Raw genomic sequence first — 14,515 nt, 5'->3', positions numbered from 1 at the left:
GGGGAGTGATGGCAAGTTTGGTGCCGTTTGGAGTGAAGTGGCCGACCACGGCTGCGTTGAAGGATCGTTCTGCTCGTGAGCGTGCAGCTTTCTCCGAGTGGATCGATGGCCTTGACGTTCCGGAGGACCAGCGGAAGGTGTTGGCTGTCCTGTTGGAGATAGTCCATGACATTGAGCTTGTGGACGCACGCTGCGCCGGTGTGACGTCCGCCGCGGAAGTCTCCCGCCGGGCCGGCACCCTGAGCGATGTTGAGGCAGTCCTCGGCGGGTTGGTAGCGGCCGGGCTTCTGACGCTTCATCCAGCGGCAGCAGTGTTCCCGGATCCCCGACCCGGGCTGGTGTTCCGGATCCGTCACCCTGATGTTGTGCTGACGCGTGAATCGGCGGGCACGCTCTGGGGCATGGATGCCTGGACGGCGAAGTCGGCCATGGCTGTGGGCCTCTCCGAATACGCCCTGCCGTTGGGGAGAGGGTGCCGATGAAAGTTGTTTGCAGCGTAATCGGCGGTCTGCTGGCTCTGATGCTGTTCGTCGTAATGATGATGAGCGGCGGTCCTGGTCAGCAGGCCGCTACTACCGCGTGCCTGCCTGGTGGCAGTGCCCAGGGTGTGCCGAATGGCTGGGGTTCGGCGGTTGATGCGGCGGCGAAGACTGCCAGGCTGCCGGCGTCGGTTCTCGCGGCTCAACTGGATGCGGAGTCCGGGTGGAACCCGAAGGTCACCTCGCCCGTAGGCGCTGCGGGCCTGGCGCAGTTCATGCCGAGGACCTGGGCAGCCTGGGGCAACGGGGCAGACGTCTTGGACCCGGTGGCCGCGATTGCCGCGCAGGGGCGTTTCATGGGCGATCTCTATCGCCGGGCACAGATGATGGCGACGGGAACGAACCTTGACCCCACCGGCCTGGCTTTGGCCGGTTACAACGCCGGCTGGGGCGCGGTGGAGACCTGGCACGGTGTCCCCCCGTACGCGGAGACACAGAACTACGTCACCAAGATCCTCGACAGCGCGAAGAAGTACGCCGGTGCCGCGACGGTCCCGGCGTCCACGTGCTCCCAGGCCGGCGCGGCAGGGGACGGCGATGACCTGCCCTGGAAGTCCGCCGCCATCATGACCCCCAGCCCGCTGGGCATGTACAACCGCGAATGCGTTGATTTCTCGCTCTTCCGGGTCAACCAGGAGCTGGGCTGGACCGCCGGGCAGCCGTGGAAGGTCACGAACAGTTCGTTCCGCGGTGACGGGGTGCTTTTAGGTAGTGCGAACACTCCGGGAGGTCAGAACTGGCTGACCGGGTGGCAGGTCAAGGGCTGGCCCACCGGGCATGAGCCCAAGGCCGGCGCGGTCGTGTACTACGCCCCGGGCGTCGGAGGCTCCGATGCCTCTTACGGCCACGTCGCCATGGTGAAGTCCGTGAACCCGGACGGCACCTATGTCGAGGAGGGCTACAACGGAAACCCGGCCCCGAACGACCACACCTATTACACCCGGCCCGTCAAGAACACCACTCCGAGCGCGTTCCTGTACGTGCCTACACAGAAGGATTTCGGACTTGCTTCCTAGCCCAGCCAAAGCCGCAGCGGCCATCAGTGCCGCCGCGCTTGTCGTTGTCCTCGCCGCCGGCTGCGCGGGATCTCCAACCTCACAGACCTCGCCGGTGCCCACGATCACCGGCCCGTCCGATTCCCTGCCCCCAACGTGGGGGAGTGGACCACAGGCCCCGGAAGATCCGAACGCACCCAAGCCGGCCACGGTGACATGGTCGCCGGACTCCCGGGCGGCCGCAACGGGCGTCGCAGTGAAGTTCATGGCCGCGTACGCCCGCCCGGGGACTGCCCAGCCGGGATGGGCGGAGGCATTGGCCCCGTTCGCGTCGCTGGACCTCATGGCCAAGTTCCGCCAGGTCGATACGAAGTACCTGGCCACGTCACAGCCGGCTGCCACGGGATCGCTGCAGGGGGATGAGTCGGATCCGTACAACGCCACCGTGACGTTGGGGACCTCCGAGGGGGCGTGGCAGCTGGGCGTGCACCGGCAGCCGGACGGGTCCTGGCGCGTGGCCTCCATCCAGCCGCCGGTAAGGCAGGGCCACTGATGAGCAGCGTGGCTGTTCCGGCTTGGCCGATCATCACCCTCCGGTGGGAGGGCGAAGTCCTCATAGTCAGCGACTCCGACGCTTCCCTGGACATGCGCCGGGTCCTGCCCATTCCGGGTGAGGACCCGTTCGAGACCGCGCGCCGCGCCGCGGTGAAGGCCTGCAAGTCGCTGCACATGGACAGGGCACGTGTGGAAGGCGTCGACGGGGACCAGGTGCTGTCCCTGATCGTGGATGCCCGTCAGGAAACCTTGACCTCGTCACATGCCCCGTCGGGTCCTGCAACGGCCGCAAGCCGCGCACACACCGCCCTGGACGGTGCGCGGGCCCGGGCCGAGCGCAGCCGGTTCGCCCGGGTCCTGGTGCCCGTGGTCGGTGCGCTCGTGCAGCTGCGCGCCTGGGCCTCGAAATGGATGGTGTGGGCAAGAACCCGTGAGGGCAAGCGCGCCCTGACGGCCGTCCTCGTCGTGGCCTGTGTGGTCGCCACGGCCGGCGTCGTCGTCGCGCAGCGGGCGGGATGGTTCGCCACGAGCACGCAGAGCGTGCAGGCGGCAGCCCCGGCCCCCGCCGGCCAGTTGCCCGTCTACGCGCCGGCCGGGTGGCAGACCTTCGCCTCCTGGACGGTTCCGGCGTCGCGGACGAACGTGGCCCCGGTCCTGTCCCCGGACGGGAACCAGGTCATCACCGTCAACAGCGGCCACCTCGATGCGCTCGATGCCCGGACCGGGGCCCGTGTCTGGTCCACCGCCTTGGAAGGGTCGGTATCGGCGCTGCGCGTCATTGCCGTGGACGGGGAGCAGAAGATCGTGATTTCCGACAGCAGCAAGGTGCGGGTGTTCGGTCTGGACGGCACCCCTGGTGCGGTGTTCGAGGCCGGGGACGCCACCGCCCGGCCCGTCACGGACACCGGCCGTGAGGTGTTCTTCACCCTTCCCGATCAGCGGGCCATGGTCCTGACCCGCGGGAGTATGTCCCTGCGCCGCATTCCGGCCGGTGCCGTCGTCGTCGGTGTGGACCGCGGCACTCTGCTTGCGGTGGAGATCTCCACCGCGCGGCTGTGGCGCATCACCGATGACGGGGTGGCTTTCCCGGCCCCGATGACGATTCCCGCACCGAAGGACACGACGAAGCTCACCGCCGTCTACGCGGCAGGGAACGGCGCGCTCGTGACCGTGTGGGCGGGTCCCGTGAAGTTGGACAAGGCCGTGGTCGCGGTTCTGCCGGTCTTTCCCCAGCTGGCGGCCCCCACGGTTCTCGAGACGGTTCCGGCTTCCTCCGCGGCCACGTCCACACCCGTGGTGGACCGGTACTCGGGCACCGTCCTGGTAGGCAATGTCTTCATTGACACCGTGAAGAACACGGTATTCGAGGTTCCGGGGACCTCGGGCAAACTCGGTGCCGGCTTCTGGTGGGGATCCAAGGATCAGCAGCCCGTGAGGGTGAGCACAACCGGTGACCTGGTCCAGTCGCCAGCAGATGCCCCTGTGCCTTTGTTTGCACTCCCTGACCACCGTGTCCTGGTCGAAGCCGGGACAGACCAAAGCATCTACGCACTTGCACCTGAAGGAGAGAAGAAATGACACAGCCAAAGATCACTGCGTTCCTGGACTCCACCGGCCAGACGAACGTCACCGACCCCGACGGCAAGTCCCACGAGAGGGCTTTCGCGGATCTTCCCTCCGCCCGGCGTGCCGTGCGGGAAGCCGCGGCGAAGCACGCGGCCGAGCACGGGGTCCCGGTCGAGTTGGAGATCACCGATCCCTCGGGCCTGCATGCCCTCCTCGTCCACGCGGACGGAGACACCGAGCTGATCGGCGGAGACCTGCCTGTCCCGGCGCGTGACGCGGCTGCCAGCTCCCGATTCCAACCGACGCCTGCGAAAGCTCCTGCTGCCGTACCTGCCCATGTTGCGGAGCCGGTCCAACCCGCGCAGGAGGCCACGGCGGAGGAATCTGCTGCAGTGGCTGTGGAAAAGCCTCTGACACGCGCCCCGGCCCCAAAGATGCCTTCCGACGAGCGTGCCCGCCCCGGGCGCGGCAGCGATCTCCCGTCCCTCGATCTGCCTCACCTGGAGGAGCCCGCCCGGGTGGTGGCCCCTGTCGGTGCTGAGTCACCGGCACCGGCGTTGCCGTCCCGGAAATCGTTGCGGGACGCGGACGCGCAGTCCTTTGTGCGGGCCGACGTCGTAGTGGAGCCCGCCGTGCAGGGATGGCGGGGGATCCTGAACAACCTGGTACCGAGCCTTTCCCTGGCTCCGGGGGAGGCTGAGCGGCTGGAACGCGAGTGGGTGCGCCTGGTCGCCCGGCACTATGCGCTGACCCGCACGGTTGCCGTCATTAACCAGAAGGGCGGCCCGGGCAAGACCATGACGACTACCTGCCTCGCGGCCGTCTTCGGCCGTTCCGGCGGGTCCGTCCTGGCCTGGGACAACAACGAAACCTCCGGCTCGCTGGGTGACCGCACGGAAAGGGGCGATCACGGCGCCAGCGCCCTGGACGTCCTGACCCGCGCAGCGCACCTGCTCTCGGATGCGTCGCGCGCGGCCGACATCAACGCCTTCGTCCACCGGCAGATCACTGACCGGTACGACGTGCTGCGGTCGGACTCGGACCTGCTGGGAACCCACGAAGTCACCGCCGACGAGGTCGACACGCTGCACGCGGTCGCCTCGAAGTTCTTCAACGTTCTGCTGATGGATTCGGGTAACAACCATCGCGCGGGCAACTGGAACCGGATGATCGATCACGCGGACCAGCTCGTGGTCCCGGTGACGATCAACGATGACGACGTCCACAAGGGACTGCTGACCCTGAAAGGTCTGGCGCTGCGGGGGGACCGGACTGCAGAGCTGGCCAGCCAGGCCGTCGTGATCGTCTCCCAGAAGGCCCCCGGGCAGCACAAAGATGCGGAGAACACCGCGGCCCAGTTCGCGGAGTATGTGCGGGAAACGGTCATCATCCCGTATGACCCGGCCCTGGTCTCCGGTGTCATCCGCTTCGGGGCCCTTCAGCCCGCAACACGGTTGGCATGGCTGAAAGCCGCCGCCGCAGTCGCGAAGGGCCTGTGATGTCGCAGGATCTCGAACAGACCACCTCCTGGGGGTCCCGTTTTCTTCCTCCACCGGAGCCAGTGGAGGAAGAGACGGACGTGCGCGACCATGACCCCATCGTGGGAGACCGTGAATTCCTGCCCGGCGTGCAGGACTCCTCCGCGGCCCTTGCCGATCAGCTGCGCATCCCGGAAACGACACCCGAACCGTCCCCGGTGAAGATCAGCCAGAGCACGCTGTGGCTGGTCCCGGCCTGCGGCGGTGCCGGTGTCAGCACCCTGGCCGCTCTCCTCGGGGAGGACGCCCTGGACGCCACAGTGCACCCTCCGGTGTGGTCTGGGCAGGCCGTCGTCGTCGCCCCGACCCACCCGGCCGGGCACGCCGGGGCCGAGCGCCTGGCCCTGGCCAAAGCCCGGGGCGAGCTGATTTACGACGTCGTCGGCATCGTCTGGGTTCAGGACCGTCCCAAGATCTCCGACGCCACCAGCCGGGAGTGCCGGCGCATCGGTGCGATGTTCCCCAAGCTCTGGTCCATGCCGTACGAAGCGGCGTGGCGGGAACCCGGCGCCGAGCCGGTCCCGCACCGGCACAACACCAAGAACCTCATCCGAACGCTCAGCAAGTTCACGTTCCGCAAGGAGAACAAATCATGATCACCACCCTCACCCTCACCGCCACGAAGTTCTACGTGGGCATGGACGGCAACCCCATCGATTCCAAGCCGGCCATGCCGCCGGGAATGGGGTCCCTGGCCACGCTCATGAGCTGGGTTCTCTGGATCGCCGGGACCGCCCTGTTCGCGTTGTTCGTCGTGGGCATCGTCAAGGCCGCCCGGGCGCGCAGCCAGCAGGGCCAGGTAGACGCCGAGGCGCCGATGTGGCCGCTGATTTGGGCCGTCGTGCTCGGTGCCGCGGGCACGATCTGGCGCGTCATTGTCCCCGCGTGATGCACCGTGAAGCCTCGTCAGGCAGTCGGGTGCATCTGGCTGATCGTCGTGATTTCCATGGCGCTGTTCATCGGCCAGTTCACCTTCCTGAAGCACTGAAGCACTGCATTACTGCACTACGGATAGAGAGGAATTGAACGCATGGGTTTGAAGAGCTTTACCCGAAGCCAGTACGACGCCGTCACTCATCCCGAGAAGATGAACCCCGGCCAGCTGTCGCGGACCCGCTGGGCCCTGGCGATTTTCATCATCGTCCTGCTGGCCGGGGCGGTCATCCTCGGCGTGCTCAACAACCAGAACCAGGGACAATCAGGCGCGGGACCGGCCCCGGTGCCCACCATCAGCTACACTCCAGGTCCCGGAGATTCCGCAGGGGGCTGCCTGGACAACACCTCCAAGGACATCAGCACCACCGCCCCCACGGTTGAACAATGGGTCGTCAAAGGCTGGGCCCCCGTCCCTGTGATCAAAGGAGCTGGCCCCTGTGGAAAGCCCGTCGGCGGCGTGGACACGGGCTTCGCCAAGACCCCTGCGGGGGCTCTCGCTGCAAGCATCACTTGGGGATCCGAGGTACAGGAAGGCCGGCCAAACGCCGGCACCGCAGACGCGATTAAGGCCGTTGTGGTCCCCGGATCGGACCGGGACTCCATCTTGGCCCGCGTGAACCGGATTCGGTCTGGTGCCGAAACCCCTGCACAAGACCCAACGAGCATCGTGCGGATCCAGGGCTACAAAGTAAACATCGATGGTGACACAGCACGTGTTGACTTTCAGCTCAGCATCCAGGCGAGCGGCGGCGTGAAGGACGCCCTTATTCCCACCCGTCTTCAATGGATGAATGGGGACTGGAAGATGGTCCCGACGTCCGGAAACGACATTGCGCGCGCGGTGCCGCTGAACGGGGCTACCGGCTTCGTTCCGTTCTCCCCTGGTGGTCCATCATGAGGCCCCTGTGGGACCCGGTCGGGGACGCTGTTGCGAACGCCGTTCAGGATGCTTGGGTGGGTTTGGCCGGGAAGATGTACGAAGGTGTGGTCACGGCGTTGCAGTGGCTTTCGTCGTGGTGGCTGAATATCCCGGCCCCGTCGTTGATGAATGCGGCCGGGGATTCCCCGGCGCAGAAGGTGATGCTCTACACGCGGGTTTTGATCGGCGTGGTCGGCATGCTGTCCACGGCCTTCGTGGTCGTGCAGTACGCGATGCGCAAGAACAACAACAACGGGGAGCAGTTGGCCTGGGCCATTGGGCGCACTGTCGTGTTCTCCGGGCTGACGCTGTCCGTGGTGGGGCTCTTGCTGGCCTTCGGTGACTTGTCGGCCCCGTGGTTCGTGACAATGATCGGCGGGGAATCGGACTTCAACAAGTCGATGTTCACGCTCTCCGGGGACCAGAAGGCGGTCATGGGCATGTTGACCAGCAACAACGGCGCCGGCCAGAGCGTGGTGATCATCCTGATCATCGTGTTCCTGATCGCACTGGTGGGGTCCTTGATGAACTTCTTCTTCATGATCTTCTCGTACGGGATGCTCCCGATCGTGGCCGGCATGATCCCGGTCCTCGCCGCCGGATCGGTCACGGAGCGCGGCGCGGCCGCGTTCTACAAGGTGATCGGCTGGACCCTGGCAACATGCCTTTTCAAACCCATCGCCGGCATCATCTATGGCGGCGGTATCGCCATGGTGAAGCTACTGACCTCAACAGATGGCGCGAAGCTCGGCGCTGACCAGCTGGCACTGCAGACCATGGCCGGTTTCATGGTGATCGGCGCGGCCGGCCTGGTCCTGCCTGCCCTGATCCGCTTGGTCGTTCCGACAATGGCCGCAGCGTCCCGCGGCGTCGGGGCCGGTGCCCTGGTGATGGCGGGCATGACGGCCGCGACCGGGGCAATCATGGGCGGTGCATCGTTGATGGGCAAGATCGGCGGCTCCCAGGCCCAGAACCTGGCCCGGGGCGGCCGGATGGGCGCACCCGCGATGGCTACCGCCGGCACTGGTGGCGGAAGCCTTGGAGGCCCGGCACCGGCACCGGTGAACCGCGGCCTGGTCAATCCTGCCCGGCATGGATATCCCGCCCCGCCGCAGCCGAAACCCCAGTCACCTCCGCAGGCTCCGCCGATCCCGAAGCAGGAGCTGGCCGGAGTCAATGGCGGGGGACAGGCACGGGCCGCCGCTCCTGCTGCACAGCCGGCACCCGCGCAGCCGGGGCAGGGTTCCGGGCGGCGGCGGATGGACGCGGCTAAGAATCATTTGTCGCAGCACGTGTACAGGGTTGAAGAAGCGATCGAAGGAGGGGAGGCATGAGCCGCCCAATGTACGGAGATATCACCACACCGCGTGCGGCGGGGTTCCTCGGACTGTCCATGGGAGGGGCCGGCATAGCGCTGGTGTCCGTGATAGCCGCAGCGATTCTGCTGATGCTCGGCTGGCTGATCCCTGCCGGGCTCGTGCTCGCGGCAGGGATCTGGGCCGTGATCTGGGTTGCCACGGGCAAGCGGCAGGGCCGGTCCTCGTTTGAGCAGAGCAGGAACCGGGCCGCGTTCCGCAAGGCCCAGCGCAAAGGCACCACAAAGTACGTGTCGGGGCCGACATCAAGGATTCCTGACGGCACCTTCCGGGCTCCGGGCCTGCTGGCCGGCACGGAACCGTACGAAGGGACCGACGCGTTCGGGCACCGGTTCGGGATGCTGTGGAACCCGCGCGAGAGCACGGCCACGATCTTCTTCTCCTGCGCCGGCGAAGGCCGCGGGTACAACGACCAGTCCACCATCGACCAGCTCGTGGACGGCTGGGCCGGGTTCCAGGCACAGGCGGGCCTCGTCGTGGACCTGGTACAGATCGCGGTGACCACCCAGGCGACGCGGGACCCGGGCGCACGTCTCCCGTCCGCGATCAACGAGGCCCGCGAGAACCACGGCACGATGGACCCCGCCACGGTCGGGACGTTCGTGCGCGAGACGGTCGATGGCATCGTGGCCAGCGTTAATTCGAACATGCCGCGGCTCACGCAGCATGTGGCGATGACGTTCACGGCCGCTGAGATCGCCGCGGAAGGAACGGAAGCCCGGACAGCTGAGGACATGGTCGAAGACCTGGCCATCCAGATCCCGGCACTGAAGGAACAGATCCAGCACGCGGGCTCCCACACCGTCTCTGTCATGAAGATGATCGACGTCGTCGATTACGCCTACGTTGCCTACAACCCTGACCGTGCCTTGGGGGTCGAGCGGGCCCGGGAGCGTGCCCGGGTGAAGAAAGGCACCGGCACGAACCTCTCATGGTTCGAGGTCGGGCCGCCGGCGGCCGATTCCGCCCTGGAGCACTGGGAGCACTCGGGATACGTTTCCCAGACTCATTCGGTCTGGAAGCCTCCGGCCGGGTTCTTCGCGGATGACTCAATGGACGCACTGTTGATGCCTGACGGTGTCTCGGACCAGAAGCGCATCACCATGCTCTACCGGGTACTGGGACCCGAGGAATCCAGCAGCACCCTGGCATCGGACCAGACGGACCGTGCTTTCGAGTTGAACCAGGGCGGCAAGGCTGCCACAGCCGTCGGTGCCAGGGACCTCACGAGTGCCGCCGCCGGCGCGGAAGAGCAGGCTCGGGGCGCGGCCGTGGTCCGGTTCGCGTTCGTGATGACGAACACCGTGGCCGCGGGTCCGGATCAGAAAAACCGGCTGGCCAAGGCGACCGCGGCTCTTCGCAGGGCGTGCAGCACGGGCGTCACGATGAGCATCCGTTCCTCGGACGGCGGCCACGACGCCGGCCACGCCATCGGCCTGGGCTTGGGCGTTGTTCCGGCCAAGTACGCCACTGTCAGCTCGGCCATGCGCCGGTCACTCTAAGCGGATAGGAGCACTTGATGGGCAAGATTGACGAGTTCGCGGACTGGACCATGCACCAGTGGTACCGGATGATGCGTAAGGAAGCCCCGGCCGCCGCCGCGGCCTACGATTCTCTTCCTGGCCTGACCACCAGGGGCTTTGAAGCCCCGCGTGGTGGCGCACACCTGCACGTGGACGCTCCCCTGGAGTTCCAGGGCATGTCCACGCAGGTGGGGGGCATGTGGCCGTTCGGTGTCGGCACGGCCTCCCCGATGATCGGGGCGCTGCTCGGACGGAACCTGCGCACGGGCCAACCCTTGATGGGTGACCCGCTGTCCCTGTTCCTGGCAGGAATCTACTCCGCACCGTCGGGTTTCGTGCTGGCCCTGAACGGCCGCGGCAAGTCTTCCTTGGTGGTGAGGATCTGCCTGATGCTGAAGGATCTGGGATTCATCCCGCTGTGCCTGGGGGACTTGAAGCCGGACTACGTCGGCATGGCCCAGGAGATGGGCGGCCAGCACATCCGTCTGGGCCTGGGCGGGGTCGGTTGTATCAACGCACTGGACGCAGGCCCGATCTGGCACTACCTGAACAGGCTGTCCGACAAGACCCGGGCTGAGGTCGATGGGCAGATCCACGGCCGGAGGGTGAACACCGTAGCCGGCCTGATCGAAATGATCCTTCAGCGCCGCCTGACCGAGGAACAGTCCGAACACACGATCCTTTCGGCCGCCATCCGGGTTGCCACAGAGGAAGCAGCGGCCGAGGGCCGCCAGCCGGTTCTTGCCGACCTGCGGCGGGTGATCCAGGACCGCCACCCGCGTATCCGCGCCGCCATCCTGGACATGGATGAGAAGGAATACGACGCCGAGGTCCGGGACCTGGTCAAGGGAATCATCGGTCTGGGCCCGGACGGGATCTTCCAGGGCATGTTCTGGGGCGAAACCACTGTGGAGATGGACATCTACCAGCCGGTCGTGTTTGACGTCTCCAGCATTGACGAGAGCGAAGCGCTGTTGCGGGCGGCCGCGCAGCTGGTGATCTGGTCTTACGGACAGGGCGGTGCCCTGTCTGCGAAGATCCTGGCCGATGAGCCGGACCCTGAAGACCCCGAGGGCAAGAAGAAGCTGGGCCCTGAGGTTCACCACTTCATGGTCATGGACGAACTGTGGCAGATCCTCCAGGCCTGGGAAGGTTCGGTGTACCGGATCAACGAGATCACGAAGGTCAACCGCACCAAGGGCCTGGGGCAGTTGATGATCACGCACTCCATGAAGGACCTACGGCTCTCCACGGAGGAGCGGACCAAGATGGCCATGGGCTTCGTGGAGCGCAGCTCGATGGTGTTCCTGGGCGGCCTGGCCGAGAACGAGCAAGAGGATCTGCGCCAGATCCGCCGGTTCTCGAACAAGGAGATCCAGCAGCTCGTGGACTGGTCGGCCGAGGGCACGATCAACCCGGCAACAGGTGAAATGAACCCGCCTCCGGGCCGGGGCCACTTCCTGTTGAAGACTTCCAACGCGCCGGGTATCCCGTTCCGGGTCGACCTGACCGAACCGGAGAAGCGGATTCACGACACGAACGAGGCTTGGGCCGACGCGATCGCCAGGGCTCGCGGGAAGCAGGTAACGGCATGAGCGAGAACCGGCACGGCACCCGGTCCAGCACCTGGTCCAGCACCTGGATGTCCGTCCTGTTCGTCCTGGGCCTATGGGCCGGCATTGTCGCCTCTGCCTGGGTCGGGGAGTGGCTGACGCCTACCGGCACGAACTGGGGACTGAACCCCCTGTCGATTCTGTTGCTGTGGGCGACGGGCGTCCGGATCCCTCCGGCGTCCCTCGCCCTGCTCCTGGTTCTGGTCGTGGTCCTCGTGTGGCTTCTCGTGACCAAGTTGCGGGGACCCGGCGGACGGTCCCGGAACAAACGCATGGCCGACCGCGCGAAACTGATGGCTACCAAGGAAGACATCGCCGAGGTGAGCGTGCAGACACGCGCAGTCGAGGCGGCACGCCTCCACCCAAACTGCCCCGGCATCACCCCGGGCCTGCACGTGGGCCGGTGGGTGCTCGGCGGGGACTGGCTCTATCAGGGACAGCGGCAGTGCGGCCTGTTCGTCATGGGCCCGGGCCGCGGGAAGTCCACTGCCCTGCTGGTCCGTGGCGCCCGGTGGGCTCCGGGCTCGTACACGATGGCCGGGAACAAGGTGGACGGCGTGAAGGAGGTCCTGGCGGCCCGGGCGATCTGGCACCCTGGGAGCCAGGTCTGGATGCTGGACATGCAGCAGGTTTTCCGGAAGTCCGGAAAACCTGCTTTCTGGTTCGACGCCCTGCTGGGCATCACCAACTCCGAGCAGGCCACAAATCTGGCCACGACATTGGAGGAAGCTACGAAGGAAAATGGTGATCGGGGCGGTGACCCACAGTTCGATGAGCAGGGCCGGTCGTTCCTGGCCGCCTGCATCCTCGCCCAGGCCCTCATCGGAGGGGAACTGGAGAAAGCGCACGCCTGGGTGACAGCTGCCGATTTCCTCAGCCCCCGGGAGGTGCTGATCAAGGCGTCGTCGAAGAACCGATCCCGTGACGGAGAACAGGAGGAGGAACGGGACTTCTCCCGCCTGGCCGATCAGCTCTTCGGCATGTCGCGCCAGCCCGAGGAAACCATGGGCAGTGTCGCTGCCTCCGCGCAGCGCATGGCGTCCTCCCTGACGCACGATCACCTGTTGGGTTGGATCCGCCCCAACCCGGGGTTGCCACGGTTCGACCCGGTGAAGTTCCTGTCCTCCCATGACACCCTCATTGCCCTGTCCAAGGGCTCCAGCCGGGTTGTCACGGGTCTGATGACGGCGTTCCTGGAGGCGATCTTCGAGACCGGTGAACGCCTGGCCGAGGCGAACGGCGGCCGTTTGCCGGTCCCAGCGGTCTTTGACCTGGACGAGTTCGGTAACACGGTCGCGTTGCCGAAGATGGGCGACTGGTTCACGTACTTCGGCTCGATGGGCATGATGGTGCGGGTCTTCATTCAGTCCGAGGCGTTCGGTGAACAGGTCATGGGCGAAGCCGCGTGGCGGGTGTTGAAGAACGCCGCCGGTGTTTTCGTCTTCGGCGGCGGCATCCGTGAAAAGGCCTACTTGGCGGATCTGTCTGCCTTGTACGGGAAGACGGACGAGTACACGGCCTCCTACACCTCCAATGAGCGCGGACCGGCCAGCCGGAGCATTTCCACCCGGCAGGAGGACATCCTCACGATCAAGGACCTGCACACCTTGCCCATGTGGCACGCCGTGATGGAGGAATCCAGCGGTGTCGTGACGATCGTCCGCCTGGTGCCCTGGTTCCAAGACCCCGAGATGGCCGGACCAATCCAGGCCGTTCTTGATGCTGGAAAGAAGGTCGCGGCGTGAGCGAGGATCTGGAAGCGGAGACCACCGAGGACGGGTACACCGTGGACGAGAACGGCGAATTCCTCGCCGATCCCGCCGACGTCCCGGTGCCCGCCGCCGAACACGACGAGTTGGAGCCGGAGGCCGCGCACGACGTGGAGGAGATTGACGACCCCCCCGACCTCGCCACCGGCCGGAGCGAGGAGGTCCTGGACTTCCTGCTCGGAGCCCAGGAAGCCGCGGCCCTGGCCTCGGACATCCTCCGCCGGAAGATCACCGTACCGGCTTTCCGGCAGCTCGTCATCGACGGCGACGCGCCGGCCGCTGCCGAGACCACAGACGGGACCGCGAAATGGTCCCTGCGTGCACTGCGCGCCTGGGCCCAGGCCGTGCTGGCCGCCGAAGCGGAGGCCGCGGCGCAGATCGACCCCGCAGAGGAGGCAGCGAAGGAACGCAACGCCTTCGTCCACTGGGTCCGTGAACGCCTGGACCGTTTCGAGTCCCACGATGACCGCACGGGCGAATGGTGCCGCCAATGGTGGGACCACCCCGAAGCCGTGGACCGCTTCCACGCCCTATGGCTGGCGTACATGGCAGCCGAAGCCGAGGACGAGCTGTCGGGTTGGTGGGTGAACCACTGGGACAGGCATTTCGCCTTCCTGTTCAGCAAGTCAGGGGTTTTCTCCCAGTGCGCCGGAGGGATGCACAAGAATGCTGCTGACCGCAGAAAGCTCCCCTACGAACCACCTCCCGACTCCTGGTTCCCCTACCAGGACAACGTACGTTCCGGCAACCGGGAACCAGAATCATGAACTCCCATCCACCCAGAGAAAAGAGGGAAGAGCATGTCGGAAGGCACGAAAAGAAAATTGCCGAACTGGAAGCCCTGAACAAGGAGGTCAGTTCGAGACTGACACAAGGCGACGTCGTTAACGGTTACGCGAGAGAGCTCTGCCGTCCATCGCTTCATCCCTGGCGGCCATCATCGCCTGCATCGAATTGTTCGAGAAGGAATAACGAATGGACATCACCTTGGAGTCTGGCCAAGCGTGTAGAGGCTGGCCTGCGAACGCGACCCGGCTGCTGGCCTAGGGCATAGAGGAGGCCGCCACCAAGGGTGACGGCCTCCTCTATGCCCTAGGCCTACCAGCGGCCGCTGCGGATCCGCCATGGGCTCCAGTAAACCTCGAGCCAGACACCGTGGCTGCTCACTCGTGGCCACCCCTGCACC

Annotated in this window: 13 protein-coding genes; all 13 read left to right on the top strand. The window is 66.2% G+C overall.

Annotation, left to right across the window (positions count from 1 at the left end; translation table 11 throughout):
- Positions 1-8: 8 nt before the first annotated feature.
- The 13 genes from AC1DJB_RS22330 (at position 9) to AC1DJB_RS22270 (ending at position 14,096) form a co-directional block, all read left to right on the top strand.
- Complete coding sequence (locus AC1DJB_RS22330) at positions 9-482, top strand: hypothetical protein (protein ID WP_476910836.1); 474 nt, start codon at positions 9-11, stop codon at positions 480-482.
- Positions 479-1,555, top strand: coding sequence for a lytic transglycosylase domain-containing protein (locus AC1DJB_RS22325; protein WP_476910835.1), 1,077 nt, complete (start codon positions 479-481; stop codon positions 1,553-1,555). Before AC1DJB_RS22330 ends, AC1DJB_RS22325 begins: the two co-directional genes overlap by 4 nt.
- The gene (locus tag AC1DJB_RS22320) at positions 1,545-2,087 is read left to right on the top strand and encodes a hypothetical protein (RefSeq protein ID WP_476910834.1); all 543 of its coding nucleotides are present in this window, start codon (positions 1,545-1,547) and stop codon (positions 2,085-2,087) included. The genes AC1DJB_RS22325 and AC1DJB_RS22320 overlap by 11 nt, the downstream gene beginning before the upstream one ends.
- Positions 2,087-3,667, top strand: a complete 1,581-nt coding sequence (locus AC1DJB_RS22315) for a PQQ-binding-like beta-propeller repeat protein (RefSeq protein WP_476910833.1) — start codon at positions 2,087-2,089, stop codon at positions 3,665-3,667. Before AC1DJB_RS22320 ends, AC1DJB_RS22315 begins: the two co-directional genes overlap by 1 nt.
- Positions 3,664-5,154, top strand: a complete 1,491-nt coding sequence (locus AC1DJB_RS22310) for a MinD/ParA family ATP-binding protein (protein ID WP_476910832.1) — start codon at positions 3,664-3,666, stop codon at positions 5,152-5,154. Before AC1DJB_RS22315 ends, AC1DJB_RS22310 begins: the two co-directional genes overlap by 4 nt.
- Positions 5,154-5,789: a DUF6668 family protein gene (locus tag AC1DJB_RS22305; RefSeq protein WP_476910831.1), complete on the top strand. Its 636-nt coding sequence runs from the start codon at positions 5,154-5,156 to the stop codon at positions 5,787-5,789. The genes AC1DJB_RS22310 and AC1DJB_RS22305 overlap by 1 nt, the downstream gene beginning before the upstream one ends.
- On the top strand, positions 5,786-6,082 hold the full coding sequence (locus AC1DJB_RS22300; protein ID WP_442546173.1) for a hypothetical protein: 297 nt from the start codon (positions 5,786-5,788) through the stop codon (positions 6,080-6,082). Before AC1DJB_RS22305 ends, AC1DJB_RS22300 begins: the two co-directional genes overlap by 4 nt.
- A gap of 141 nt (positions 6,083-6,223) precedes the next feature.
- The gene (locus tag AC1DJB_RS22295; protein ID WP_476910830.1) at positions 6,224-7,027 is read left to right on the top strand and encodes a DUF8175 domain-containg protein; all 804 of its coding nucleotides are present in this window, start codon (positions 6,224-6,226) and stop codon (positions 7,025-7,027) included.
- A complete protein-coding gene (locus AC1DJB_RS22290; protein ID WP_476910829.1) occupies positions 7,024-8,382 on the top strand; it encodes a hypothetical protein in 1,359 nt (452 codons plus the stop codon). Before AC1DJB_RS22295 ends, AC1DJB_RS22290 begins: the two co-directional genes overlap by 4 nt.
- A complete protein-coding gene (locus AC1DJB_RS22285) occupies positions 8,379-9,926 on the top strand; it encodes an SCO6880 family protein (protein ID WP_476910828.1) in 1,548 nt (515 codons plus the stop codon). Before AC1DJB_RS22290 ends, AC1DJB_RS22285 begins: the two co-directional genes overlap by 4 nt.
- A 17-nt stretch (positions 9,927-9,943) precedes the next feature.
- On the top strand, positions 9,944-11,542 hold the full coding sequence (locus AC1DJB_RS22280) for an ATP/GTP-binding protein (protein WP_476910827.1): 1,599 nt from the start codon (positions 9,944-9,946) through the stop codon (positions 11,540-11,542).
- Positions 11,539-13,305 carry a type IV secretory system conjugative DNA transfer family protein gene (locus tag AC1DJB_RS22275; protein ID WP_476910826.1) on the top strand — a complete coding sequence of 589 codons (1,767 nt, stop codon included), beginning with the start codon at positions 11,539-11,541 and terminating at the stop codon, positions 13,303-13,305. The genes AC1DJB_RS22280 and AC1DJB_RS22275 overlap by 4 nt, the downstream gene beginning before the upstream one ends.
- Entirely contained in the window at positions 13,302-14,096 is a 795-nt protein-coding gene (locus AC1DJB_RS22270) for a DUF4913 domain-containing protein (RefSeq protein WP_476910825.1), read from the top strand. The genes AC1DJB_RS22275 and AC1DJB_RS22270 overlap by 4 nt, the downstream gene beginning before the upstream one ends.
- The last annotated feature ends 419 nt before the right edge of the window (positions 14,097-14,515 follow it).

Source organism: Arthrobacter sp. 01T428 (assembly GCF_056398685.1).
The sequence above is the reverse complement of the archived record's forward strand: the minus strand, read 5'-3'. Positions and strand labels throughout refer to the sequence as shown.